Below are 24,798 nucleotides of genomic sequence, written 5' to 3'. Positions count from 1 at the left end.
GATGTCCAAGAAAAACTATGACAACCACAACCGCTGGAGAAATAAGACGGTGGCCTTTCGGGTTTCAGCAGAGGAAGATCTTCACCTGGAAGCTCTTGTCAAGTTGACCGGCCTGACCAAGCAGGACTATATCATCCGTCGGCTGCTTTGCCGGGATGTAGTGGTCCAGGGCAACCCCAGGGTCTACAAAGCCCTGCGGGACCAGCTGGCTGCCGTACTGAACGAGCTGCGCAGGATTGAAGCAGGGAAGAATGTGGACGATGAACTGTTGGACACCATTCGGATGATCGCAACCATCATGAACGGAATGCAGGAGGACTTTGCCTATGGTAAATGAGCAAAAGAAAGTGACCGCCCAAACATCATCTGTTGGCGCAGACGGTGGGCAGTCACACAATAAAAGTACCAATACAACTATACCAGAACCTCAAACAAAAAACAATCCCGAAGAAGAGGACTATGAGGAATTTTTCCGCCAGCTGAACCGTATGCAGGACCCGTCCTATCTTCACACCGTAACGATGGAAGATCTGATGGATTGCGTTTTCCAAAAGAAGGCGGCGATCATTGAAAACCTGCTCTATCCGGGCGCTTACATCCTTGCCGGGGCGCCTAAAATCGGCAAATCGTTTCTGGTGGCACAGATGGCGTACCATGTAAGTACCGGCAAAGAACTTTGGGGATACCGGGTTCGGCAGGGAAGTGTCCTCTATCTGGCGCTGGAGGATGACGAGAGCCGTTTGCAGCAGCGTATGTATCGTATGTTTGGCGTTGAAGGAACCAAGTCTCTCTATTTTGCAACGACCGCCAAGATGATCGGAAACGGGCTGGATGGGCAGTTGGAAGGCTTTGTACGGGAACATCCCGACACCAGGCTTATCATAGTGGACACGCTGCAAAAGGTTCGGGAAACGGCAGGCGACAATTATAGCTACTCCAGCGACTACGAAGTGATCGGTAAACTGAAACAATTTGCCGACAAACACGGCGTCTGCATTTTGCTCGTTCACCATACCAGAAAGCAGCCGGCAGGGGATACCTTTGAAATGATTTCTGGCACGACCGGCCTGCTGGGTTGCGCGGATGGCGCACTGCTTATGCAGAAAGAAAAGCGGACCGATGGCAAGGCAACACTGGATGTGGTGGGCCGAGATCAGCCGGATCAGAGGCTGTATCTGAGCAAAGATCAGGAACATCTTGTCTGGGCTTTGGAACGTATGGAGAATGAACTTTGGAAACAACCCGCTGACCCGGTGCTGGAGTCCGTGGCAAAGATCGTTTCGGCGGAGAAGCGGGAATGGGAGGGAAGCCCCACCGAGCTGGCACAACTCCTGCAGACAGACATGGCGGTCAACCGACTTACCAAGCATCTGAATGTCAATGCTGGCCGTCTGCTGGAGGAACATCATATAAGATACGAGAACAAAACCAAGCATGCCGGACGGCGTATCCGTCTGACTTACATGGTGGTAGAACTGCCAGCAGTGGCAGTAATCGAGTAAGGCGCAACGGTCGCGACGGTCGCAACGATACTGTGAGGACTCCTCAAATCACCGTTGCGACCGTTGCCACCGTCGCGGAAGCACAAAATAGCATAAATAAAGAGGGTGGGCCATATCAGTCCACCCTCTTCAATTTCTATCGGGAAACCATACAAAGACTATAAAAAAGCGTTCGTAGAACGCGCAGCCACAGAATACATTCTGTGTTCAAAGGGGGCTTGGGGGCATAGCCCTCAACAAGCAGTTTGTGGCGATGGATAGCCACAAGCATTGCTTGCCAGATTCCGAAACAGCTATACAACTTTTTTATAGCCTTGGATTTTGACCGCTTTTTTAGAGTGTGGGTGCTTGCCAAATGCAGAGTTGAGAATTTCACGGAAACGTGATAAAATGTGATTAATCATTTATGGCTTATTGTGTCGAGAGGAAGAAAAAATGGCAATTTGTTACGATCGCCTTTTTCATTTGATGATTGATAAAAAAATCAACAATACCCAACTGAAGGAAAAAGCTGGCTTCAGCGCCAATATCATTACACGCTTAAAGCGAAATGAGTATGTCTCCATCGAGAGCATTGAACGCATCTGCCGTGTGCTAAATTGTGGTGTGGATGATATCCTTGAGTTCGTTCCGGACGAACAGTAAAAGAGCTACTTTTTGAGATTATAAAGGAAAGTTGGATTTGAGTTCTCGAAAACGAAAACTAACCAAAATAGCTTTAGATTAGAAATGGAGTGTGAATGGAATGGAAGCGGCGAGCACGACTGTTTGGGGAATTCATACAATGAACGATTCTCTCTTCCTGAGCCAAGATCTTATTGCGGTTGGTTGGGATGCAATGGGAGATCTTTCTGTTATCGGAGCATCTCGTGATGTCTACAAAGAAAAGTATATGGAAGTATATCCAAACGCTAAGAAAGGTTCTATCGCTACATGTTCAGGGATGCTCTATCGCTTTGTGCATGAGGCGCGGGAAGGCGACTATGTTGTGTTTCCTTCAAAAGTGGATCGCAAAATCAATATAGGATATATCGTAAGCGCCTATTTTTATGATGCAACTGCGGCAATGTATCCCAATCGCCGCAGAGTAAAATGGCTAAAATCTTTGCCTCGTACTGCCTTTTCGCAAGGGGCTTTGCACGAAGTGGGGCAGCTCTAACTTTTTTCCAGATAAAGAATTATGCCGATGAGTATTTGAAAGCGTTAGACGAAGACTTTAAGGGAAGTATAGTCGAGGCAGATGCGGATGAGACCGTAGCACAAACGGCTGATGAAATTATTGAGTCGACGCGTGACTTTGTCCTGAAGGAACTGAGTAAGAATTTGAAAGGATATGATCTGGAACCGTTTGTTGCCAATCTGTTGCAGGCTATGGGCTACCGTACCATTCTGTCACCGCATGGCGGAGACAGCGGAATTGACATTACTGCATATAAAGATGAACTTCCACCTCGTATTGTTGTCCAGGTAAAGAGCCAGGACGGAGACATCCGCGAAAACATGATACAGTCCCTGAAAGGTGCCATGCGTGAGGGTGATTATGGTCTGTTTGTGACCTTGTCCAACTATACCAAAAACGCGCAGAGATATCTGGAAAATACCCCTATCATTCGGGGAATCAATGGCACAGAACTTGTGGACCTAGTCTTGAAATATTACGATCAGCTCAGTGTAAAGTATCGAAAAATGATCCCCCTAAAAATGGTGTACATTCCTGTTCCGGCTGAAGAGTAAGAGGGAACTTAGGAAGATAATAAATATGAAATGGAAAGATATCAATGGCAATTAAAAAGAGTGAAATTTATAGTCAGATCTGGGCTGCGTGCGATAAATTGCGAGGCGGTGTAGAACCTGCTCGTTATAAGGATTACATCCTGACACTTCTATTTGTAAAGTATGTGTCCGACCGCTTTAAGAGCAGTGATAATTGGGATATTGAGGTTCCAGACGGAGGCAGCTTTGACGATATTGTTGCCCTAAAATATAAGAAAAATATTGGCGAAGGCATCAATGTCATCATTGGTAAGCTGGCAGAAGCTAACGACTTGAAGGGCATCATCGACATTGCTGACTTTAACAGCGAGGAACTAGGCACAGATAAGGAAGCGGTAGATAAACTTTCTGGTCTTGTGGAAATTTTCCGGAAACCGGAGCTGGATTTCACCAATAACCGTGCTGGTGGCGACGACATTCTGGGCGATGCCTATGAGTTTTTGATGCGGAAATTTGCCCAGGATTCTGGCAAGAGCAAAGGCCAGTTCTACACACCGGGTGAAGTTTCCCGTATCATGGCAAAGGTGATCGGTATCGATAAGGCTACCGATCCCAGCATGACGGTCTATGACCCAGCCTGTGGTTCCGGCTCTTTGCTGATTCGTGCGGCCGACGAAGCGCCATGTGATATTACAATCTATGGTCAGGAAAAGGACAACTCCACTGCCGGTTTGGCGCGTATGAATCTTGTGCTCCACAATAAAGGTGCAGGTATCATCAAGGGCAACAAAAGCACATTGTCGGCCCCCCAGTATAAAGATGAGAATAACCCTGAACTGCTGAAAACCTTTAACTACATTGTGGTCAATCCGCCATTTTCGGATAAATCTTGGATGGACGGTATTACTATTCCCGATTCCTATGGCCGGTACAGTGAGGCTGTGTTGGGCGTACCGCCAGAGAAAAATGGTGACTATGCTTGGTTGCTGCATGTTCTGAAGTCCCTAAAATCTACTGGTAAAGCGGCCATTATTCTGCCTCACGGTGTATTGTTCCGTGGGAATGCTGAAGCAGATATCCGCAAACGGATTATTGATCGAGGCTATATCAAGGGAATTATTGGCTTACCTGCAAACTTGTTCTACGGCACAGGAATTCCTGCTTGTATTCTGGTGCTTGATAAAGAGGATGCTGCGGAACGTACCGGCATTTTTATGATTGATGCCAGCAAAGGCTTTGTAAAAGACGGCAACAAGAACCGCCTGCGGGAACAGGATATTCACAAGATTGTGACCACCTTCCTTACAATGGATGAATCGGACCCCAAGTATGCCCGGTTCGTTCCCAACGAGGAAATCAAAATCACCAACGAGTACAACCTGAATATTCCGCGCTATATTGACAGCAGTGAGCCGGAAGATTTACAGGACATCAATGCTCACCTAAACGGTGGTATTCCGGAATCCGATGTGGACAGTATGGCGGAATATTGGGCAGTATTTCCCTCCTTGAAAGAAATCCTGTTCCAGCCATTGCGTCCGGGGTATCTGCGCCCGGTAGTGGACAAGGACGAAGTTGTCTCTACAATCACTTCCAATTCGGAATTTATCCGCCACGCTGATCAGGTAGACAATGCTTATTCTCGCTGGAAAGAAACTGTCACCGACAATTTGATGGGGCTAGGCAAAGATATTCAGCCGAAAAAGTTGATTGCCAAAATTTCCGAGCAGCTTCTGGATGATTTTGCCCAGGTGGCGCTTCTCGATAAAAACGATGTTTATGAAGTGCTGATGGAGTACTGGGCGGAGACCATGCAGGACGATGTGTATGCGGTGTGTTATGACGGCTATGAGGCCGGGCGAGAAATTGCCTATGAGTATGTGACCAAGAAGAAAAAAGAAAACGGCCAGACCATCGAGGTCAAGACCGATAAGATCAAGGGCTTTGAGGGCAAGCTGCTCCCCAAGGCTTTGATTGCCGCACACTTTTTTGAGGGGGATGTTAAGGCGCTGGATACTCTTCGGGGTCAACAGGATGAGGTGTCTGCCAAGCTGGAAGAACTGGCCGAAGAAAATGGCGGTGAGGACGGACTGTTTGCTCAGCTGGATGATCTGAAAAAGGCCACTATCAGTGCCCGGATCAAGGCAATCAAGAAAGACCCCGCCGCCAAGGAAGAATTGGCTGCATTAAAGGAGTATATGTCCCTGTTGGATGCCGAAAGCAATTACAAAAAGGCAATTAAGCAGGCAGAGGCAGACCTGGACACCAAACTGGAGAAAAAATACCCCCAGCTTACGCTGGAGGAAATTCGCCATTTGCTGGTGGAGGAAAAGTGGTTTGCCACCATTTACAGCGGGATTGATGCCATTCACGAGGCGGTGTCCCATCATCTTTCTGCCCGTGTGACCCAGCTGGTAGAGCGGTATGAGTATACCCTGAAGGAATGCGAGGATGAAGTAGACCAGTACGAGGCCAAGGTCAAATCTCATCTGGAAAGGATGGGGTTTGCATGGTAAAAATATCCGGTTGGGAGTCCAAAACTTTAGGAACGCTTATTAATGAAGGAAAAATTGTTATTCAAACAGGCCCCTTTGGATCAGTTTTAAGCGCGAAGGAATTTGTTAAGTATGGAATTCCCGTGGTAGCTGTTCGTGAGATACGAGAGGGATATATTCAGATTTTTGATGAAACCCCATGCGTGTCAATGGAAACATATAATCGATTGTCTAAATATAACCTTGCAACAAATGATTTGGTCTTTGCAAGGAAAGGAAATGTAGAACGGTCAGCACTTATTCCACTGACAAAAACTAAATATTTTTTGGGATCTGATGGGATTTGCCTTCGGGTTATCACTAAAAATCTATTGCCTCAGTATCTGTTTTATGCGATTCAAAGTAATACGGTGCGAAGCTTTTTAATTCAAAATGCTTATGGTACTACAATGGCAGGACTAAATGAAAAAATTCTGTCATCAATTCCGCTGTTTCTTCCTGTTGATATAGATGAGCAATCTGCCATTGCAGAGACCTTTTCGGATATAGACCGTCTGATTTCCTCCCTGCAAAAGCTGATTGAGAAAAAGAAAGCCATCAAGCAGGGGGCCATGCAGGAACTGCTTACCGGCAAAAAACGCCTTCCGGGATTTTCTGGGGAGTGGAATGAGGGCTGTATAGGTGATTATTGTCGGTGTATACGGGGCGTTAGCTATAATGGCGGTACTGATTTATTTCCTGATGAGAATAGCTATAGCTTTAGGCTTCTTCGAGCTAATAATATTCAAAATGGGAACTTTGTTCCAAACGATGTACAGTTTGTAAAAAAATCGTGTGTGTCTGAAGAGCAAGTTTTGCATTCAAACGATATCTTAGTATGCATGGCAAACGGGAGTAAACCGTTGGTTGGCAAGAATTGTTTCTTAAATGTCCGAAATGGAGTATATACTTTTGGTGCTTTTATGGGGTGTATTCGTGCGCGTACCCCAAGTACCTGTATGAAGTATATCTTTCAGATTATGAATTCAACTACATACTGGGAAAATATTTCTCTTCTTTTGTCTGGATCAAGTATTAACAACCTGAGGCCAAATGACATTCTAAATATGACCTATAAATTTCCAACTGCTATAGAACAACAAGCCATCGCTCAAGTACTTTCTGATATGGACTTTGAGATTGAACAGTTGGAAAAGAAACTGGCGAAGTACCAACAAATCAAGCAGGGCATGATGCAGGAATTGCTCACCGGACAGATTCGGCTGGTGGATGCAGATAGAAAAGAACAGCCGAAAACACAGATTCTTCAGGAAAGGCAACCAGCACACAACCAGTATTTTGATGATGCTGTCATGATTGCAGGAATTGTGAACGCTTTCTATTCCGAGAAGTACCCTCTAGGACGTAAAAAAGTTCAAAAGCTGCTCTATCTGGTTCGCCGCAAGGAGCAGGCGGATATTTCTGCCTTCCATAAAAAAGCGGCCGGTCCCTACGCTGATGAAGTCCGCTATAAAGGCGGCGAGCCGATTGCTCAGAAAAACAAGTATATCCAGGTCAAAAGGAATGAAAAGGGCAGCCGTTTTGAAAAAGGTATGCAAATGCAACAGGCGTTGACCTATTTGCAAGACTGGGGAAAGCAGGGAGATGTGGATTGGCTGGTGTCGCAGTTCCAGTACACAAGTGTCAATGAGCTGGAGCTTTTGGCAACGGTAGATATGGCAATCTGCGACTTGCGGCGGGAAGGTAAGGGAATTTCCGTAGCCTCGATTAAAGACTTGATTCGTTCTAATAAGGAATGGAGAGATAAATTGAAAAAGACCTATTTCCGCGATTCGGATATTCAGCGAGCAATAAAAAAGTGCCAAGATCTTTTTGAAAGCTAATATTCACAGGAGGTGACATATTGAATGCGTTTATTTCTAGATGAAGCGGGAAACACTGGTGGTATCCTTGATAAAAATGAAAAACTCAATTATGGAACACAACGCCATTTCTGTTTGGCAACTGTTGTTATTGATGATAGCCAAGGCGAACAGCTGCTTCGTCAGAAATATGCAGCATTTAAGAGTCGATTTGCAACTGAGAAAGAACTGAAAGGAAACTCCCTGTTCGCAAAAGAAAACAACGATGCTTTAGAATATTTTTTGGACAATATTCTAGACAACATTCATTTTTCTATATGTTTGTACGATAAAAAATTTTATCTGGCATCGCTTTTGCTATTTGCCATTTTGGGAGAACAAGCAAGAGAAGAAAACCCGGTAGAATACTACTCGCTAGTGAGTGACCTTTCGCAAGAAAAAGATGAGTTATTTGCAACATTCTGCAGACTAACAAAGCGAGCTACAGAGACAAGTGTGCATGAACTGTTTGAATACTTAAAGACCTATTCATATCAACATATTCCCCCGGCTGGAAATGGATTGGTTTGGGCTGTTTCAGAGATCCAGAAACGAGGAATTGAAAAAACGTTTGTAAAGGACTTTCTAAAGTTTGGAAGTTATTCAAATCGGAAATTTGCTAATCTTATCAATCTTAATGCTCTCTCAGAGTTGTTGGAAGTAATTGAAATTGAGCGAAACTGTGATACCAGAAAAATTGATATTGTTCATGATAATATTTCAGGTATCGATGAAATGCTAAAGCAAGAACTTAAACATTTCGATGTGACTGTTAAGTTTGCAGATAGTAAAGCGGAAGAGCTAATTCAACTGGCAGATAATGTCGCGAGCATTTTTTGTAAAATAATAAATGCTATCGTACGATGCTGGGATACAAAAACAGAGTGGTCACCTGAAAATGAATGGATATTAACACAATCAGCACGATTCTTGCAAAAAATAGGAACGCAAAACATAAAGTTTACGGTTCCAATCCAAAGTTGGGCATTAGCCTTCTGTGTGATGGATATGTTTGATTCCAAATACCCAAAGGAAATGCGCAAGAATCTATTCTTTAATCCAAGATACCAGTATTGGAACCAAGCAATTATTCAAAATATTGCGGAGTTGGATTTTTCGCGGCATGCAGCTTGCTTCGATGAATTGTATTCAAACGAAGGGGGACAGCTATGAGTATTGGCCAACGGGAAAAAGCCACGCAAAAGCGTGTCATAAAACTATTTGTCCAGGAACTTGGGTACACCTATCTGGGCGATTTCACTGAGCGAAAAAACGCCAATATTGAAACCGAACTGTTGACGAAATTTCTGACCCGCAAAGGCTATTCGCCGGTACATATCAACCGCGCCTTGAAGGAGCTGCAAGATGCTGCCGGAGATCAGTCGGTGAACCTTTACGACCTGAATGAGCAGACCTATAAAAAGCTGCGCTACGGAGTCAAGGTCAGCGAGTCTGTCGGCCAACATAAAATCACAGTCCAGTTTGTGGATTGGGAAAATCCGCTGGAAAATGACTTTTACATCGCCGAGGAAGTAACTATCAAGCATAAACGTCCGGATCTTGTGCTGTACATCAACGGTATCGCTTTTGCTGTCATAGAACTGAAGCGCAGCACCGTTTCCATGTCGGAGGGTATCCGCCAGAACTTGACCAACCAGCGTCCGGATATGATCATGCAGTTCTTTGCCACCATAGGGCTCGTTTTGGCCGGTAATGATTCGGAGGGGCTCCGCTACGGCACCACCGGCACACCGGAAAAGTATTATCTTTCCTGGAAAGAAGATTCCAATGCCAAAGATGAGGTTTCCGTAGCGGTACGCGCTCAAATCGGAAAATATCCCCTGCGTCTGGACAAGAACCTGATTTCCCTGTGCCGGAAAGAGCGGCTTGTAGAGTTGCTGCACAATTTTATCGTATTTGACAGCGGAGTGAAAAAGACCTGTCGGCCTAATCAGTTCTTCGGAAATATGGCAGCGCGGGATTTTATAAGGCAGCATGAGGGCGGCATCATCTGGCATACCCAAGGCTCCGGAAAATCCTTGACCATGGTGTGGCTCAGCAAGTGGATTAAGGAAAATATTTCTGACAGCCGTATCCTGATTATCACCGACCGGGACGAGTTGGATGTGCAGATCGAGCAGGTGTTTGCCGGGGTCAATGAGAGCATTGTCCGTATTCGCCGGGGAAGCGAATTGATTCAGAAGATCAACGATACCTCGCCTGTCATGATGTGTTCGCTGATTCATAAATTTGGCAAGAAAAGCCGAAACAAGAGCGGTGAAACCGACTATACGGGTTATATCGAGGAATTGAAACGCTCGCTGCCAGAAAACTTTTCTCCCAAAGGCGATTTCTATGTCTTTGTGGATGAGTGCCACCGTACCCAGTCCGGCAAGCTCCACAAAGCTATGGAGACCATTTTGCCGAAGGCTACCTTCATTGGTTTTACTGGCACTCCGTTGATGAAAAAGGATAAAGAGACTAGCCTGGAGGTATTTGGCCCTTATATCCATCGCTACAAGTTCGATGAAGCGGTACGGGACAAGGTGGTTCTAGATCTGCGCTATGAGGCCCGCGAGGTGGAGCAGAATGTTGTCCAGCAGGATCGGATTGATGCCTGGTTTGAGGCAAAAACCAGAGGCCTAACTAATGTGGCAAAGGCAAAGTTAAAGCAACGCTGGGGCAATCTCCAGAAAATGTTCAGTTCCAAGGCTCGCCTGGGGCAGATTGTAGCGGATATTGTTTTTGATATGGAAACAAAGCCGCGTCTGCACGATGGACGAGGTAATGCCATGTTGGTGGCTGGCAGTATTTATCAGGCGTGCAAATTCTATGAATTGTTCCAGGAGACCGAGCTGAAAGGTAAATGTGCCATCGTGACTTCTTATGAACCGGCGGCAGGTGATATTCGCACCGAAACCGTAGGTGATGATGGTGAGACAGAGGCTGTAGAGCAATATGAGATCTACATGAAGATGCTGGGCGGAAAAGACCCGAAGGCATTCGAAAAAGAGGTCAAGGAAAAGTTTATCAAGCAGCCGGAACAGATGAAACTGCTGATCGTGGTGGACAAGTTGCTGACAGGCTTTGATGCTCCGCCTGCTACTTATCTGTATATTGATAAGTCTATGCGAGATCATGGCTTGTTCCAAGCAATCTGCCGCGTCAATCGTCTGGATGGCGAAGATAAGGAATTTGGGTATATTATTGACTACAAAGACCTGTTTCGCTCCTTGGAAAATGCGGTTGCGGACTATACCTCCGAAGCGTTTGACTGTTACGATAAGGAAGATGTCTCCGGCCTGCTGACAGATCGTTTGGACAAGGCTAAGGAACAGCTGGAGGATTCGCTGGAAGCTCTGCGTGCACTGTGCGAACCTGTGGCTCCGCCTAAAGATATGGTGGACTACTACCATTATTTCTGCGGTGCCAACACCGAAGCCTTTGACTTGGATGAATTGGAAGAGAATATGCCCAAGCGGGAACAGCTTTACAATCTGTCAGCGACAGCTCTTCGCGCTTTTGGTGAAGTATCGGGTGAATTGCCGGAAAAGTACCACTATACTGTGGAACAGATTAAGGCGCTGGAGAGAGAAGTTACCTACTACATTAAGGTGCGTGACGATGTGCGTCTGGCCAGCGGTGACTATGTGGATTTGAAGAAATATGATCCAGACATGCGCCATTTAATCGATACCTATTTGTCGGCTGATCCCAGTCGTGTGTTAACCTCCTTTGGAGGAGCAACACTGGTCGAGCTGCTAGTAGACAATGGGATTTCCGCGCTAAAGGATATGCCTGCCTCTACACCCAAAGAGCAGGAAGCAGTTGCAGAGACTATTGAAAACAATATTGGCAAGGAAATTGTTGAAAGAACCCAAAGTAACCCCAAATACTACGAGAAGATGTCTGCGCTCCTTCGTGAGTTGATTGAAAAACGTAAAAATGACGTAATCAACTACGAGGAGTATCTGCGTCAGATTGTGGAACTGGCAAGGAAGGTACATAAGCCGGAAAGTGGCACAGAATATCCTCCGGAAATCCGGGAGAGTGCCGCCAAGCGAGCCTTTTATGACCATCTCAACGGGGATACGGTTGTGGCCAATCAGATATATAACGCTGTCATGTCCAGCAAACAGGACAATTTTCGGGGAAGCAAAATCAAAGAGCGTAAAATCTGGCGTGCTATTCGTGCTGTCGTAAAAGATGACCAGGAAGCCGATCAGTTGCTTGCATTGGTAAAGGAGCAGAGTGAATTTTAGTGGATGAACTGCAAATTGGCAACGTGAGTATTGTTGTTACAAAAAAGAACATCAAAAATATGTACATTCGCGTTCTGCCACCCGATGGGAAAGTCCAAATTACTGCACCGCACTCTGCTGGGGATGACGCGATCCGAATGTTTGCGGTATCCAGAATTTCTTGGATCAAAAAGCAGCGTGCGAACTTCGCAGCACAGGCACGACAAACAAAGCGACAGTATGTGACCGGAGAGAGTTACTATGTCTGGGGGCGGCGTTATCGCCTGGATGTGCAATACTCAAATGCTAGAAATGAGGTATCTCTTACAGGAGGGCGTTTGAATTTACAAGTCCGACCAGAAAGTACGCCGGAACAGCGCGAGCGTGTTTTGAATGATTGGTATCGCGAGCAACTAAAAAGCAAGTTGCCGGAAGTAGTTCAAAAATGTGAACAGGTTGTAGGTGTCCATGCATATGAGTGGAAGGTCAAAAACATGCGTACCAAGTGGGGAACCTGCAACACAGATCGTAAAAGAATTTGGATTAACCTTCAACTTGCAAAAAAAACTCCGGAGTGTCTCGCTTATGTTGTGACACATGAGTTGGTACACCTGCTGGAGCGAAATCACAACGAGCAATTCCAAAAGTATATGGATGACTTTTTCCCGGAGTGGCGAGTAGTGAAGGAAACGCTGAATCAACAGATGCTAGATTATATGAGCGAGTAATCAGACAAAATAAAGTTTCTATAGAAAATCCGATAAAATTATGTTATGATACTCTTAAGCCAGCTAATCGCCTATCTCAAGCAAAACGCCTGATAGGATGGCCCAGATAGATTTTTGATAGCAAAAGTCCGAATAGACCTTAGGATAAGGATAATCTGCATCAAATCAAACCACGTCAAATCAAATCCGCTATACAAAAAAGTTTAGAAACGGATTCAACTTGGCGAGTGGGAATAACCGCTTCAAAGATCCAGGGCTTGTTCTTGAGCCCTGGATCTTGCTATTATCAACAAATCGGAAGAGGAGAAGCCATATGGAAAAGGCAGATGTCGCGCTATACCACCGTGTTTTGCGGCGGGAGAATTTCGAGAAGGCGGCCAAGGATCTTGTGTCTTTGGTATACGCCGCGGAAAAGAAGGACCCGGGAAAGCCGAGGATCCTTTATCTTGATATCGACGGACACCGCAATGCGCAGAATGGGTTTGATGTGGATATGTTGGAGCTTCAAAAGGAATTTGGATTGAACTTTTTGCTTCCGTTTCTTACGGAAATCCATTTTCCGATGATTTCCATGAGGAACAATAACGCGCAGCGGAATGATGTACCCGAACAGTTAGAAATTTTCCGTGCCAGGAACGAGAAGAATCACAGCCTGGATGATCTGTATGTGGAGAATTTCAGCCACACCGAATACTAGCTCGAGGAATCCGTATATGCCTATCTCAAGTGGGTCTCAGATTTTTTGAAGCGCTACCATGAGCTGGACGTAACGCTTCTGCCCCCGGAGCCCTACGACCCGCAGAACTATCTGCTTCAGTGGCGTCTTCACATGCGGGAGTTGATCAACGAGCTCTTCAATATGTTTGTAGGGGGAAATTTGTTTTCCGCGGCGGCGATGACACGAACTCTGATGGAGTGCTGTGTCTATGGAAAGGTGATAAAGCAGGAGAAGAGTGCCCGCCTTTTGGAGGACTGGTTCCTTTGTGGGATGATCCGCGGCCTCCGCGGTGAGAATGGGGCGCTGTGGCAGGCGGGAGTCAAGATCGTGTATGAGCTTTGCAGCGACTGGAACCGCGATCCAGAGGAAACGATTCGCCGGTTCAAAAAGGGCAATGAAAACGAGTGGCTGGCTTCTGTGCTCCCGAGCAAAGGCCGAATCAGCTTCTATCAAGTTTGCGAATACCTACAGGAAAAGGAGCTCTATCAGACGTATTAATGGGCCTGCGCATTTGTCCATGGGCAGGATATCCGCTCCAAAATGCATCCCTTCACGTTTTATGATTCCACATATCATCTGCTTACGGTGATGATGTACTGTATCTTTAGAGCAATCCGTCTGTTCCCTGTTTCTGAGAAATTGGAAGCAGAGATGCAGGATCTTGAGCGGGGCTTGGCGGCTCTTTGGAGCACTACTAGCTGGGATCACGGCCACGCACTGAGCACGCGTCCCCTGTGACGTGCTGGACAAGCTCTCCCCTCGCATCGTCAATGAGGTGTAGGACATCAACTGTATCTGCTATGACATCTCGTCCAGGCATCTCACCACAATCTATTCTAATAAATGATCAAAACCACCGCGAATACAACAGAGAAAGGAGCCGCAGGCCTCTTGAACAGGCCTTTTGAAACGGCTCTCTTTTTTAATAAAAAACTAATATCGGTATTATTAGTAATCTTTGGGAGAAATATCACATTTGGAATATTCTTAGGGGATATTGGGATAATACAGAAAATATTTACAAAAATATATTGATAAAGCAGATTTCTTCCACTATAATGCGATCAAGAAATATAAAACCGATATCATAAATGAAATGGGATTTCTGAAATATGTACAATGGCATTATGAACAATATGAGCAACCTGTTCCTGCTGTCAAACGCGGTTTCCCGGTCCATCAGCCCGGAAAACCTCAATGGGGCCAAGGGCGCGGGCGCCATGTGCGAGCTGGAGGACGGCTCTGCCAAGTATGCCGCCCGGGACCTGGGCAAGGGCTGGAAGGTGAATCCTTTCGTGCGCATTGCCGCTGGAGAGACCTTGGAGATTGCCGGCATTGAGGGCCCCGGCGCCATCCAGCACATTTGGATGACTCCCACGGGCAAGTGGCGCAACACCATCATCCGCATCTATTGGGACGGCCAGGAGAACCCCTCTGTGGAGTGCCCCGTGGGCGATTTCTTCCTCAGTGGCTGGCAGGAGTACTTCCAGGTCTCCACCCTGGCGGTGTGCGTTAACCCTGGCAGCGCGTTTAACTGCTATTGGACCATGCTTTTCCGCAAGCACTGCCGCATCACCCTGGAGAACCGGGCGGAGGAAGAAGTGGTCTACTACTACCAGATCGACTACACCCTGGGAGAGGTTCCCGAAGACGCCGCCTACTTCCACGCCCAGTTCCGCCGGGTTAACCCCCTGCCCTATAAGGACGTTTACACCATCCTGGACGGTGTGCAGGGCAAAGGCCAGTATGTGGGCACCTACATGGCATGGGGCGTGAACAACAACTGGTGGGGCGAAGGTGAGATCAAGTTCTACATGGACGGTGACACGGAGTACCCCACCATTTGCGGCACTGGCACGGAAGATTACTTCTGCGGCTCCTACAACTTTGAGGACCCCCACACCCACCAGGATTATGTGAACTTCACCACGCCCTACGGCGGTATCTACACGGTGGGCCAGGACCGGCTCTACAAGTGCCAGAAGAGGTTTGGCCTGTACCGGTTCCACATTGCCGACCCCATCCGCTTCAACTCGGACCTGCGGGTGACCATCCAGGCTTTGGGATGGCGGGAAGGCGGGCGTTATCTGCCCATGCAGGATGACATCGCCTCGGTGGCGTTCTGGTATCAGACCCTGCCCACAGCGCCGTTCCCGGTTTTGGGAGACAAGGATTATTTGGAAGTGATTTGAGGGGATTGAGAAAGATATGGTAAGGCCAAGGATTTTAGTGGTGGGAAGCTTTGTAAAGGACCTGATCGTTTCGGCTTCCCGCTTTTCAGAGCGGGGTGAGACCGTGCTGGGAACAGGGTTCCGCATGGCCACTGGCGGCAAAGGCGCCAACCAGGCTGTGGAGGCCGCCCGGGTGGGCGCCCGGGTCACAATGGTCGGCAAGGTGGGAGACGACGCTTTCGGCAGGGACCTGGTGGGCGCCTGCGAGGAGAGCGGCATCGACTGCAGCGGGGTGATGGTGGACCCGGAGAACCCCTCTTCTGTGGGGAATGTCCAGCTGCAGGTGGGGGAGGACGGCTCCACTGAAAACCGCATCATTGTGGTGCCCGGCGCCAATATGACCATCACGCCGGAGGAGATCGCCTTTCTGGAGACGGAGATCGGGCAGTTTGACATGGTGCTGCTTCAGCTGGAGATCCCCATGGAGATCAACGAGCTGGTGGCGGAGTATGCCAGCCGCAAAGGCGTGCCCGTCATGCTGAACACGGCCCCCTCGGACCAGGTGGGGGAGAAGCTGCTCTCGCGGCTGACCTACCTCTCTTGCAATGAGCACGAAGCCTTGGATCTGACGGGAATCGCCATCCGCAAGACGCCCGAGGGAGTCTGCGAAGAGGATGTGCGGCAGGTGATTGCGAGGATTTTGGAGAAAGGGGTCCAGAATGTGCTGGTCACCCTGGGCACCGATGGCGCCGCCTTTGGCAACAAAGAGAGTTTCTGTCTGGTTCCCACCCTGACGGACATTCATTCGGTGGACCCCACCGGCGCGGGAGATGCTTTTATCGGCGCCTTCTGTACCTTTGTTTCTATGGGGATTGACAATACATCGGCCATCCGCATGGCCAACTATGTGGGTTCGCTCACCGTGTCCGTCATGGGGGCGCAGACGTCCCTGCCCACCTTGGAGCAGGTGGGGCAGCTGATTTCCCAGCGGGGGGAAGAAGATCTTTGCCGCCTGGTGGAAGAGGTAAAGCAGTGTGTAGAGGAGAAGGGGGAGTGACCCATGGAGCATTGGGATTTTCAGGCGCTGGAGGCTTTTGACCGGACAGCGCTGGAGGAGCTGGGGAAATTCCTCGGCGAGGTTGATAACCAGGCCTATGCCCGGGCGGCCGAACTGATTGTGGCGGCCCAGAAGCGGGGCAACCGTGTTCACATCACCGGCATTGGAAAGCCGGGGCATGTTTCGGAATACGGCGCTTCACTGCTGTCCTCTACGGGAACCCCCACCTATTTCCTCCACGGGACAGAGGCGGTTCACGGTTCCTGCGGGCAGCTGGTGCCGGGGGATGTGGTCATCGCCATTTCCAACAGCGGAGAAACCGCGGAGCTGAAGGCCACAGTGACAGCCATTCGCAACAACGGCTGTGCCGTGATTGCGGTTACCGGCGGGATGAACTCCTGGCTGGCCTCTCAGGCAGAGGTCACTCTGTACGCTGGTGTGGCCCAGGAGGGCGACCCGCTGAACCGTGCGCCGCGCATTTCCATTTTGGCGGAGGATATGGTGCTGCAGCGGTTGAGCTTGCTGCTGCAGGTTTACCGAAACCTGGATCCCGTTCAATATGTCAAGTGGCATCCGGGCGGGACCTTGGGCCAGCTGCGGGAAAATGAAAAATGAAAATAAGCGCCTAGCTTTTGAAAAAAGAGCGGGGAGGTGACGTGAAAATCCAAAAGAGGTACCTCTTTTTCTGTTCCCAGTTAGGAATAGAAGGCCCTGTGCCAAGCATCTATTTTTATAGAAAAGGAGTCGAATGAAGTATGCGTAAACGAATTACCGCCATCCTGTTGACCCTTGCCATGGCGCTCAGCTTGACAGCCTGCGGCGGGTCTACCAGTGAGTCCTCTTCTTCCGCTGGCAGCGCCAGTTCAGAAACCAGTTCGGAAACCAGCTCTGCCGCTTCTGAAACGGAGAGCAGCGCGGCGGAAAGCGGCCAGACCTCCACAGAGGTTACAGAGACCATCAGTTATTGGACCCCTCTCCACTCCAACGCGGCCCAGGTGCTGACCACCTGGAACGACAACGAGGTGTTCCAGGAGATGGAGCGCCAGACGGGCGTCCATGTGGATTTCATCCATCCCCCTGTGGGGCAGGAACTGGAGCAGTACAACCTGATGGTGGCCTCCCGGAATTTGCCGGACATCATCAGCTACAACTATCCTGCCGGCGCTGACAGTGCCATTGATGAGAACATCTACCGCCCCTTGGATGACCTGATGGAATACTGCCCCAATATGCAGGCCATCATCGACAGCAACGACGAGATCCGTAAGCAGATGACCACCAACAACGGCCATATCTGGGGCTGGGGGCAGTTTAACCTGCCGGAGAACCAGGGCGATGAAGGCCAGTACTCTGTCTCTCCCTGGGCTGGCCCCGCTGTGCGGGCCGATTGGCTGGAACAGCTGGGTATGGATGTGCCGGAAACCATCGACGACTGGCACACCATGCTGGTGGCCTTCCGGGATGAGATGGGCGCCGACGTGCCCTTGATCCTGCCCAAGACCGGCCGCTCTGGGAATTCCATGTTTGTCAGCGCTTTTGGCGTGGGCGCGGGCTTCTACCAGGTGGATGGCACCGTGAAGTATGGCCCCATCGAGCCCGGCTTTAAGGAGTATTTGACCCTGATGAACCAGTGGTACAATGAAGGGCTGCTGGATCCCGACTTTGCCGCCACTTCTTCTGACACCAATTTCTATTCGGAATACCTGACCACTGGCCGGGCGGGCTCTATTGTAGAGACCTATCAGGACATCGTGCCCCTGTATAACTCCCTGTTCACAGAAGGGGAGGGGGAGATTGTGGCGGTGCCCTACCCTGTGCTCAACGAGGGTGACGAAATCCATCTGGGTTCCAACTCCCCCATCGTGGAGTCTGGCGACGGCCGCCGCGACTACCTGACCACCGCGGTCTCGGAAGACCGGCTGGAGGCCGTGTGCCGCTGGCGCGACAACTGGTATACCGAAGAGTCCACCATGCTGTTCAACTATGGCATTGAGGGCCGCAGCTACAACATGGTCGATGGAAAGCCCGTCTTTACCGACCTGATTGCCGACAACCCCGATGGCCTGGATTACGCCGTGGCCTCTTGGAAGTACAAGCTGTTCTGCGGGCCCTACATCTACAACGCCTTTGCCATGCCCGAGCCCCAGGTAGAGGCCAGCTGGGCTTCCATCAGCACCTGGCTCTCCAACAACGACCGCGCAGAGGAGATGCCCCCCAGCTCTGTCCCCTCGGATGTGGCGGATGAGTACAGCAGCATTATGACCGAGGTGAATACCTATCTGGACCAGATGGTGCTCAGCTTTATCATGGGCATGGAGCCCCTGGATAACTTTGATGCCTTTGTGCAGGAAATGAAGGACCTGGGCATCGAGACTGCGATCGAGTACCAGCAGCAGGGCTTGGATACTTACAACAGCCACTAAGAATCGTAACGTGTAGTGTGAGACTGAAGTGTATGGTAGAGAGGGGCCGCCGCCTTGCGGCGGCCCCTTCTCCATGTATGATTTGGTTGGAGGAGATGAAAGAATGAAGTCAAGGCTGCTGCCGCGGCTGCGGCGGGACATGGGCCGGAACTGGGGCCTTTACCTGCTGGCGCTGCCCATGGTGCTGTTCTACCTGATTTTCTGCTACGGGCCCATCTACGGGCAGATTATCGCCTTTAAAGACTTTTCCCCCGGGTTGGGCATCTGGGGAAGCCCCTGGGTGGGGTTCCAGCATTTCGTGGACTTTTTCAACAGCCGCACCTGCTGGGAACTGATCCGCAACACGCTGATGATCAACCTGTACGGTTTGGTTTTCGGCCTGCCCGCCCCCATCATTTTTGCCCTTTTGCTCAACGAGGTCAAAAATTCCGCTTTTAAGCGCACGATCCAGACAGTTTCCTACCTGCCCTATTTCATCTCGCTGGTGGTGGCCTGCGGCATGATTTTGGAGTTTACACGGCAAGACGGCGTGGTCAACGACCTCATCGCCCTGTTTGGCGGGAAACGGGTTTCCTTTATGCTGGACCCCGACTGGTTCTGGCCGATTTACACCATCACGGATATTTGGCAGGGCCTGGGCTGGGGCAGCATCATCTACATTGCCGCCATTACCAACATTGACCAGGGCCTGTATGAAGCCGCCACCATTGACGGCGCGGGCCGGTGGCGGAAGATGTGGCACATCACCCTTCCCGGCATTCGGGAGACCATTGCCATTGTCTACATTATGAAGATCGGCCAGATGATGAGCCTGGGCTTTGAGAAGATTATCCTGCTCTACAACGGCATGACCTATGAGACGGCGGACGTGATCTCCACCTACATCTACCGCATGGGCTTGATGCAGATGAATTACAGCTATAGCTCTGCTGTGGGCCTGTTCAACTCTGTAATCAATCTGGTGTTGCTGGTGGTGGCCAACAAGGTGTCCAAACGCCTGTTTGAGACCAGCATGTGGTAAGGAGGCTCTGCAATGAAAACGCGTAAAAAGAGATCTGTTTTCCCGTTGATAAACGGCATTTTCCTGTGCCTGATCGGTATTCTCTGCCTGTATCCAATGCTCTACATTGTGTTCGCCTCTCTCAGCGAGCCCGCGGCCATTATGAAGCACACCGGCCTGCTGGTGGCGCCCCTGGGTTTTACGCTGGAGGGTTACGGCCTGGCCTTTAAAAACCCCAATATCCTGACAGGGTATGCCAACACCATTTTCTATGTGGTGGTGGGTACGGTTCTAAGCCTGATCGTCACCGCGGCCGGGGCCTTTGTCACCTCCCGCAAGGATGCCCTGCTGGCCCGGCCCATTATGCTGGCGGTGGTTTTTACCATGTATTTTTCCGGCGGGCTGATCCCCTTGTACCTGCTGGTGAACAGCTTGGGCCTGTACAACACCAGAATGGCGATTATTCTGGTGGGCCTGGTGAACACCTGGAATCTGATCGTCATGCGCACCTCTTTTCTGGGGGTGCCCGATTCCCTGGAGGAGTCCGCTAAAATTGACGGCGCCACGCCCCTGCGCATCTTTACCAGCATCTACCTGCCCCTTTCCAAGCCCATGCTGGCCACAATGACCCTGTTTTACGGGGTGGGCAACTGGAACAGCTGGTTCAATGCCATGATCTTCCTTCAGGACCGGGAGAAATTCCCTTTGCAGCTGATTATGCGGGAGATCCTCATTGCCAACGACATGTCCTCCATGACCAACATGAACACCGTGGGGACCTATTCCAATGACATGTACCAGGTGCTGGTGAAGTACTCTGTTGTGGTGATTGCCACGTTGCCGATCTTGTGCATCTACCCCTTTTTACAGCGGTATTTCATCAAGGGTGTGATGGTCGGCGCAATCAAGGGGTGATCTCCCTTTGAGAGGGCCTGCGGAGAACGGCGGGCGGACCCTCCCGCTTCCAGTGAAAGAGATAGGGTGCAGAGCGGTCTGTGTCCTGTCTCTTTCTTTTTCCCGGGAAAGGGCGCTCTGTTTTTCCATTTGACACGCGGCAAGGGCTCATGCTACAATTTTATGGAGAAAAAGCAAAGCGGCAAGAGGTTTTCCCGCCTTGTGAAAGTGGGGGAGTATGGATGGCAACGATCTATGACATTGCCAGTAAGACAGGGTATTCCGCGTCCACAGTGGCCCGGGCCTTGAGCGGGAAGGGCTATTGCAGCCCGCGGGCCAAGGCGGTCATCCTGCGGGCGGCGGAGGAGATGGCCTATGTTCCGCACCAGGCGGCCAAGACCCTGAAAAATAACATCACCAACAAGATCATGATGTGCATTCCCGACATTATGAATCCCTATTATTTTGCCATGATTCACGGCGCGGCAGTGGCGCTGGAGCGGTTTGGCTACAGCATTTTGCTGGAGTACACCATGCACAGCCCGGAAAAGGAGCTGGAGGTTCTGGACTCCCTAAAAGGGCATTTTGTGGACGGGGTGATTTTTGGCTCCTTCGACTATACGCCGGGGCTGATTCAGGCTATTGAGGACATGGGCCTCCCCACGGTGATTACCAGCTACTATCAAAGCCCGGGCGGCTTCAACGACTATGACTGCGTGTATATTGACCAGCCCCGCGCGGCCTGGATGGCGGCCCGCCACTGCCTGGAAAAGGGGCACAGAAAGATTGCGTTTTTGGGAGGGAATGCCAAAGAACAGAACACCCGGGAGCGCTTTGAGGGCTATAAACGGGCCCTGGAGGAAGAGCAGGTGCCCATTTCCAAGCCTTTGATTATCCATGCGGACTTTACCCGGGAGGGGGCTTACCGGGCGTTTACTGAGTTTCTGCAGCGGGGGGAGGAATGCACCGCGGTGGTGGCCTGCAACGATTTGATGGGTGTGGGCTGTATGAGGGCCTGCGTGGACTTTGGCCTGAAAGTTCCAGAGGATATCTCGATTGTGGCCCTGGACAACACAGAGTACTGCCTGTGCACCACCCCCTCTATGACTTCAGTGGACATGCTGCAGGGCCAGGTGGGCCAAGAGGCAGCCAATTTCGTGATGGACCGCATTGTCAACAAGCGGAATTTCCAGAAGAACATGGCGTTTACCCCTGTGCTGGTGGAGAGGGAATCCGTGCGGGAGATTTCCCCGGTGGATTGAGAATCCCAGCGCCTTTGAAGAGTGTGAACAGGATAGAATGTAAAAAGCGGGAGCCGCCGGCAGTTTTAAGCCGGCGGCTCCTTTTCTGCTGAAAGGCCCTGCTGTTCCCGGGCCTTGGCAGCTTTATATTGGGCACCCCACTGTTCCATGGCTTGGATGATGGGCCGCATGGATTCCCCCAGCGGGCTCAGGGAGTATTCTACCCGGGGCGGCACTTCGGGATACACTGTGCGGGTGACCAGGCCGTCCTCTTCCATGGAGCGCAGGCTGTCGGTGAGCACCTTTTGGCTGATGCCCTCCAGGCTTTTGCGCAGCTCGTTGAATCGCCAGGGGCGCGCCAGCAGGTTGCGCAGGATCAGCAGCTTCCACTTGCTTCCAATCAGCTGCACGGTGGTGGCCACGGGACAGGCGGGCATTTCCTCTTTTGTCAGCATGAATTCCACTCCCTTCTACTGCCCCTATTATAAAGGGGGGGATTTTCCCTTTGCAAGAGGTTACAAAAAGGTGACCCGGTAATAAAAAGGTGCGTACTTGTGATGGGGCAGAATCCCTGCCATAATGAAAGCGCAGAGAGCGAAACAGCCCTCTGAATCCAAAACTGGAGGTCAACATCATGGCACTGTCAAATCTCTTCGGATGGAACAAGAAGGACGATACAGCTCCCGCTGCCGCTTACGGCACCGCCTGCGGCGCTGGGGACAAGCCGGAAGAGAAACCTGCCGCTTGCGGCACTGCCTGCGGGGCCGGGGACAAGCCGGAGGAAAAGCCCACCGCTTGCGGCTCTGCCTGCGGCGCTGGCGATAAGTAATCTGTTCTATCCCCATCACACCCGTTCCCGGCGGGAAGCTGCCTGCCGGGGACACACGAAATCTTACTCGGTCCATCCGATTTACTATAAAAGCGAGGTCAAAGACGATGAAACAGTATTTCTCTTTTCAGTGGCACATCACCGATGCATGTGACCAGCGCTGCAAGCACTGCTACATCTTCTCCGAAGACACCTGCAAACATCTGGATTCCATGACCTGGGAGCAGATGAGCGACACCTTTTTCAACTGCCTGGATTTCTGCCGGGTGTATGACCGGCTGCCCTACTTCTATATCACCGGCGGCGACCCCATCCTGCACCCGGATTTCTGGAAGCTGCTGGCCCTTATGAAAGAGCATGGCGTTCCCTTCACCATCCTGGGCAACCCTTTCCACCTGAACGACGAGGTCTGCCGCAGGCTGAAGGAATACGGCTGCGAAAAATACCAGCTTTCCCTGGACGGGATGCGTCAGACCCACGACTGGTTCCGCAAGCCGGGCAGCTTTGATATCACCCTGGAGAAGATTGGCTGCATCAACCAGGCGGGCATCCGCAGCGTGGTGATGACCACCGTCTCCGGCGCCAACATCGGCCAGGTGCCGGAGATCATCGACGCGGTGGTGCAGGCCGGGGCCGATGTCTTTGCCTTTGCCCGCTACTGCCCCACCAGCGAGGAGAAGGATGTGGGTATCGCGCCCCAGCGCTACCGCCAGCTGTTGGCGGACTGCGACAAAAAGTTCAAGGCGTATGAGGCGGCGGGCTGCCAGACTTACTTTAACAAGAAAGATCACCTCTGGACGCTGTACGAATACGAGACCGGCGCGTTCAAACTCCCGGAAACGGTGGAAGAGGGGATGATCTACAGCGGCTGCAACTGCGGCAACTGCCACTTGACCATTCTCCCCACCGGCGACATTTACGCCTGCCGCCGGGTGCAGAACAGCAGGGTGGGCAACGCGCTGGAGGACCGGCTGGCGGACGTGTGGGTCTGCCAGATGGAGGCCTACCGGGAGTACTCGAAGTTTGAAAAATGTTCCAAATGTGAGCTGCTGGCCTTCTGCCGGGGCTGTCCAGCGGTGGCCAGCGGCAAGGATGGCGATTTCTACGCCGCCGATCCCCAGTGCTGGAAGGAGGTGGTCTGATATGAGGACCGTGATGGAAGCGATCCTGCACCGCCGGGCCATCCGCCGGTTTGACACCCGTCAGGTGGAAGAGGGGGTCCTGGCGCAGATTCTGGAAGCCGGGCTCTACGCGCCCAGCGCGGGCGGCGGCCAGCGGCCGTTGTTCGTGGTCTGCCAGAACCGGGAGCTGAATCTGCTGCTGGGGAAAAATAAGCGGGCCCACTCCCAGCCCCGCATGGCCAAGGGCGGCCAGTGTGTCTCCAAAGAGCAGCCCAGCATTGCCGACGACCCCCGCCTCACCGACGCCTTTTACGGCGCGCCCACAGTCATCACCCTGTTTGGGCCCAGGGGCTTTCTCTTCACCCCGGAGGACTGTGCCGTGGCGGCGGAGAACATGATGCTGGCCGCGGACGCGCTGGGGGTGGGCTCCTGCTACATCGGCCAGGGGTGGACCGCCTTTGCGGGGGACGCCGGGCAGCGGGTCTTGCAGAAGTGGGCCATCCGCCCGGACTACTACGCGGTGATGCAGCTGCTGTTGGGCTACCCCCGGGAAGGGGACCCCCATCCCGCCCTCAAGCCCCGAAAGGAGGGGCGGGTCCTCCGGGTGTGAAGAGCCAAGAGTTTTCCAGAAACATTGACCGGGCAGGCGGGGCGGGCACGGCCGCCTTCGTCCGGGAGGCCATCCGTCTTTTCTGCGGCCAAGAGGCATAAAAAGAGAGCCGTCCAGAGATGTCTGGGCGGCTCTCGCTCTGCCGGTCGCAAGG

23 protein-coding genes are annotated in these 24,798 nt (G+C 51.0%); 22 read left to right on the top strand and 1 reads right to left on the bottom strand.

Features of this window, described 5'->3' with window-relative positions:
* The first annotated feature begins 1 nt into the window (after position 1).
* The 19 genes from ODJ80_RS04705 to ODJ80_RS04615 all read left to right on the top strand — a co-directional run bounded on the left by ODJ80_RS04705 (position 2) and on the right by ODJ80_RS04615 (position 22,105).
* The gene (locus ODJ80_RS04705) at positions 2 to 337 is read left to right on the top strand and encodes a plasmid mobilization protein (RefSeq protein ID WP_263041132.1); all 336 of its coding nucleotides are present in this window, start codon (positions 2 to 4) and stop codon (positions 335 to 337) included.
* Positions 327 to 1,502, top strand: a complete 1,176-nt coding sequence (locus ODJ80_RS04700) for an AAA family ATPase (protein ID WP_263041131.1) — start codon at positions 327 to 329, stop codon at positions 1,500 to 1,502. The genes ODJ80_RS04705 and ODJ80_RS04700 overlap by 11 nt, the downstream gene beginning before the upstream one ends.
* Positions 1,503 to 1,937: 435 nt before the next feature.
* The gene (locus ODJ80_RS04695) at positions 1,938 to 2,147 is read left to right on the top strand and encodes a helix-turn-helix domain-containing protein (protein ID WP_263041130.1); all 210 of its coding nucleotides are present in this window, start codon (positions 1,938 to 1,940) and stop codon (positions 2,145 to 2,147) included.
* 100 nt (positions 2,148 to 2,247) lie between these two features.
* Positions 2,248 to 2,661 (top strand): restriction endonuclease, encoded by a 414-nt coding sequence (locus ODJ80_RS04690; RefSeq protein WP_263041129.1) that lies wholly within the window; start codon positions 2,248 to 2,250, stop codon positions 2,659 to 2,661.
* Between the two features lie 35 nt (positions 2,662 to 2,696).
* Positions 2,697 to 3,236, top strand: a complete 540-nt coding sequence (locus ODJ80_RS04685; RefSeq protein ID WP_263041128.1) for a restriction endonuclease — start codon at positions 2,697 to 2,699, stop codon at positions 3,234 to 3,236.
* A 44-nt stretch (positions 3,237 to 3,280) separates the two neighbouring features.
* Complete coding sequence (locus ODJ80_RS04680) at positions 3,281 to 5,731, top strand: type I restriction-modification system subunit M (RefSeq protein ID WP_263041127.1); 2,451 nt, start codon at positions 3,281 to 3,283, stop codon at positions 5,729 to 5,731.
* Complete coding sequence (locus tag ODJ80_RS04675; RefSeq protein WP_263041126.1) at positions 5,725 to 7,593, top strand: restriction endonuclease subunit S; 1,869 nt, start codon at positions 5,725 to 5,727, stop codon at positions 7,591 to 7,593. Before ODJ80_RS04680 ends, ODJ80_RS04675 begins: the two co-directional genes overlap by 7 nt.
* A 24-nt stretch (positions 7,594 to 7,617) precedes the next feature.
* Positions 7,618 to 8,784, top strand: a complete 1,167-nt coding sequence (locus ODJ80_RS04670; protein WP_263041125.1) for a DUF3800 domain-containing protein — start codon at positions 7,618 to 7,620, stop codon at positions 8,782 to 8,784.
* Positions 8,781 to 11,873 (top strand): type I restriction endonuclease subunit R, encoded by a 3,093-nt coding sequence (locus tag ODJ80_RS04665; RefSeq protein WP_263041124.1) that lies wholly within the window; start codon positions 8,781 to 8,783, stop codon positions 11,871 to 11,873. The genes ODJ80_RS04670 and ODJ80_RS04665 overlap by 4 nt, the downstream gene beginning before the upstream one ends.
* Positions 11,873 to 12,580, top strand: coding sequence for a M48 family metallopeptidase (locus tag ODJ80_RS04660; RefSeq protein ID WP_263041123.1), 708 nt, complete (start codon positions 11,873 to 11,875; stop codon positions 12,578 to 12,580). The genes ODJ80_RS04665 and ODJ80_RS04660 overlap by 1 nt, the downstream gene beginning before the upstream one ends.
* A gap of 313 nt (positions 12,581 to 12,893) precedes the next feature.
* Positions 12,894 to 13,277 carry a hypothetical protein gene (locus ODJ80_RS04655; RefSeq protein WP_263041122.1) on the top strand — a complete coding sequence of 128 codons (384 nt, stop codon included), beginning with the start codon at positions 12,894 to 12,896 and terminating at the stop codon, positions 13,275 to 13,277.
* Positions 13,278 to 13,322: 45 nt separating this feature from the next.
* Positions 13,323 to 13,796, top strand: a complete 474-nt coding sequence (locus tag ODJ80_RS04650) for a DUF5677 domain-containing protein (RefSeq protein WP_263041121.1) — start codon at positions 13,323 to 13,325, stop codon at positions 13,794 to 13,796.
* 614 nt (positions 13,797 to 14,410) lie between these two features.
* Positions 14,411 to 15,490, top strand: a complete 1,080-nt coding sequence (locus ODJ80_RS04645; RefSeq protein WP_263041120.1) for a glycoside hydrolase family 172 protein — start codon at positions 14,411 to 14,413, stop codon at positions 15,488 to 15,490.
* 16 nt (positions 15,491 to 15,506) lie between these two features.
* Positions 15,507 to 16,526: a ribokinase gene (locus ODJ80_RS04640; RefSeq protein WP_263041119.1), complete on the top strand. Its 1,020-nt coding sequence runs from the start codon at positions 15,507 to 15,509 to the stop codon at positions 16,524 to 16,526.
* A gap of 3 nt (positions 16,527 to 16,529) precedes the next feature.
* Complete coding sequence (locus ODJ80_RS04635; protein WP_263041118.1) at positions 16,530 to 17,141, top strand: SIS domain-containing protein; 612 nt, start codon at positions 16,530 to 16,532, stop codon at positions 17,139 to 17,141.
* Between the two features lie 140 nt (positions 17,142 to 17,281).
* Positions 17,282 to 18,949, top strand: coding sequence for a hypothetical protein (locus tag ODJ80_RS04630; RefSeq protein ID WP_263041117.1), 1,668 nt, complete (start codon positions 17,282 to 17,284; stop codon positions 18,947 to 18,949).
* 103 nt (positions 18,950 to 19,052) lie between these two features.
* Complete coding sequence (locus ODJ80_RS04625) at positions 19,053 to 19,970, top strand: ABC transporter permease (protein ID WP_263041116.1); 918 nt, start codon at positions 19,053 to 19,055, stop codon at positions 19,968 to 19,970.
* Positions 19,971 to 19,982: 12 nt separating this feature from the next.
* Positions 19,983 to 20,864 (top strand): carbohydrate ABC transporter permease, encoded by an 882-nt coding sequence (locus tag ODJ80_RS04620; protein ID WP_263041115.1) that lies wholly within the window; start codon positions 19,983 to 19,985, stop codon positions 20,862 to 20,864.
* Between the two features lie 221 nt (positions 20,865 to 21,085).
* Positions 21,086 to 22,105, top strand: coding sequence for a LacI family DNA-binding transcriptional regulator (locus ODJ80_RS04615; protein ID WP_263041114.1), 1,020 nt, complete (start codon positions 21,086 to 21,088; stop codon positions 22,103 to 22,105).
* A 65-nt stretch (positions 22,106 to 22,170) separates the two neighbouring features.
* Here ODJ80_RS04615 and ODJ80_RS04610 read toward each other — a convergent pair whose 3' ends face one another.
* Positions 22,171 to 22,539: a winged helix-turn-helix transcriptional regulator gene (locus tag ODJ80_RS04610; RefSeq protein WP_263041113.1), complete on the bottom strand. Its 369-nt coding sequence runs from the start codon at positions 22,537 to 22,539 to the stop codon at positions 22,171 to 22,173.
* A 179-nt stretch (positions 22,540 to 22,718) separates the two neighbouring features.
* Between ODJ80_RS04610 and acgA the strand changes: the two genes are divergently transcribed.
* The 3 genes from acgA (at position 22,719) to ODJ80_RS04595 (ending at position 24,644) form a co-directional block, all read left to right on the top strand.
* Positions 22,719 to 22,913: an ACGX-repeat peptide gene (acgA, locus tag ODJ80_RS04605; RefSeq protein WP_263041112.1), complete on the top strand. Its 195-nt coding sequence runs from the start codon at positions 22,719 to 22,721 to the stop codon at positions 22,911 to 22,913.
* Positions 22,914 to 23,020: 107 nt separating this feature from the next.
* Positions 23,021 to 24,055: a radical SAM/SPASM domain protein, ACGX system gene (acgM, locus tag ODJ80_RS04600; protein WP_263041111.1), complete on the top strand. Its 1,035-nt coding sequence runs from the start codon at positions 23,021 to 23,023 to the stop codon at positions 24,053 to 24,055.
* Position 24,056: 1 nt separating this feature from the next.
* Entirely contained in the window at positions 24,057 to 24,644 is a 588-nt protein-coding gene (locus tag ODJ80_RS04595; protein ID WP_263041110.1) for a nitroreductase family protein, read from the top strand.
* Positions 24,645 to 24,798 lie beyond the last annotated feature (154 nt).

This window comes from Acutalibacter sp. LFL-21, from assembly GCF_025630755.1.
Classification (GTDB): Bacteria; Bacillota; Clostridia; order Oscillospirales; family Acutalibacteraceae; genus Acutalibacter; species Acutalibacter stercoravium.
The sequence above is the reverse complement of the archived record's forward strand: the minus strand, read 5'-3'. Positions and strand labels throughout refer to the sequence as shown.

Bases quoted from the DNA above. Each gene is read 5' to 3' on its own strand.
- ODJ80_RS04655 (WP_263041122.1), top strand. From the start codon at position 12,894: ATGGAAAAGGCAGATGTCGCGCTATACCACCGTGTTTTGCGGCGGGAG.
- ODJ80_RS04645 (WP_263041120.1), top strand. From the start codon at position 14,411: ATGTACAATGGCATTATGAACAATATGAGCAACCTGTTCCTGCTGTCA.
- ODJ80_RS04665 (WP_263041124.1), top strand. From the start codon at position 8,781: ATGAGTATTGGCCAACGGGAAAAAGCCACGCAAAAGCGTGTCATAAAA.
- ODJ80_RS04620 (WP_263041115.1), top strand. From the start codon at position 19,983: ATGAAAACGCGTAAAAAGAGATCTGTTTTCCCGTTGATAAACGGCATT.
- ODJ80_RS04630 (WP_263041117.1), top strand. From the start codon at position 17,282: ATGCGTAAACGAATTACCGCCATCCTGTTGACCCTTGCCATGGCGCTC.
- ODJ80_RS04675 (WP_263041126.1), top strand. From the start codon at position 5,725: ATGGTAAAAATATCCGGTTGGGAGTCCAAAACTTTAGGAACGCTTATT.
- ODJ80_RS04705 (WP_263041132.1), top strand. From the start codon at position 2: ATGTCCAAGAAAAACTATGACAACCACAACCGCTGGAGAAATAAGACG.
- ODJ80_RS04595 (WP_263041110.1), top strand. From the start codon at position 24,057: ATGAGGACCGTGATGGAAGCGATCCTGCACCGCCGGGCCATCCGCCGG.
- ODJ80_RS04670 (WP_263041125.1), top strand. From the start codon at position 7,618: ATGCGTTTATTTCTAGATGAAGCGGGAAACACTGGTGGTATCCTTGAT.
- ODJ80_RS04615 (WP_263041114.1), top strand. From the start codon at position 21,086: ATGGCAACGATCTATGACATTGCCAGTAAGACAGGGTATTCCGCGTCC.
- ODJ80_RS04700 (WP_263041131.1), top strand. From the start codon at position 327: ATGGTAAATGAGCAAAAGAAAGTGACCGCCCAAACATCATCTGTTGGC.
- ODJ80_RS04610 (WP_263041113.1), bottom strand. From the start codon at position 22,539: ATGCTGACAAAAGAGGAAATGCCCGCCTGTCCCGTGGCCACCACCGTG.
- ODJ80_RS04640 (WP_263041119.1), top strand. From the start codon at position 15,507: ATGGTAAGGCCAAGGATTTTAGTGGTGGGAAGCTTTGTAAAGGACCTG.
- ODJ80_RS04690 (WP_263041129.1), top strand. From the start codon at position 2,248: ATGGAAGCGGCGAGCACGACTGTTTGGGGAATTCATACAATGAACGAT.
- ODJ80_RS04680 (WP_263041127.1), top strand. From the start codon at position 3,281: ATGGCAATTAAAAAGAGTGAAATTTATAGTCAGATCTGGGCTGCGTGC.
- ODJ80_RS04625 (WP_263041116.1), top strand. From the start codon at position 19,053: ATGAAGTCAAGGCTGCTGCCGCGGCTGCGGCGGGACATGGGCCGGAAC.
- acgA (WP_263041112.1), top strand. From the start codon at position 22,719: ATGGCACTGTCAAATCTCTTCGGATGGAACAAGAAGGACGATACAGCT.
- ODJ80_RS04695 (WP_263041130.1), top strand. From the start codon at position 1,938: ATGGCAATTTGTTACGATCGCCTTTTTCATTTGATGATTGATAAAAAA.
- acgM (WP_263041111.1), top strand. From the start codon at position 23,021: ATGAAACAGTATTTCTCTTTTCAGTGGCACATCACCGATGCATGTGAC.
- ODJ80_RS04635 (WP_263041118.1), top strand. From the start codon at position 16,530: ATGGAGCATTGGGATTTTCAGGCGCTGGAGGCTTTTGACCGGACAGCG.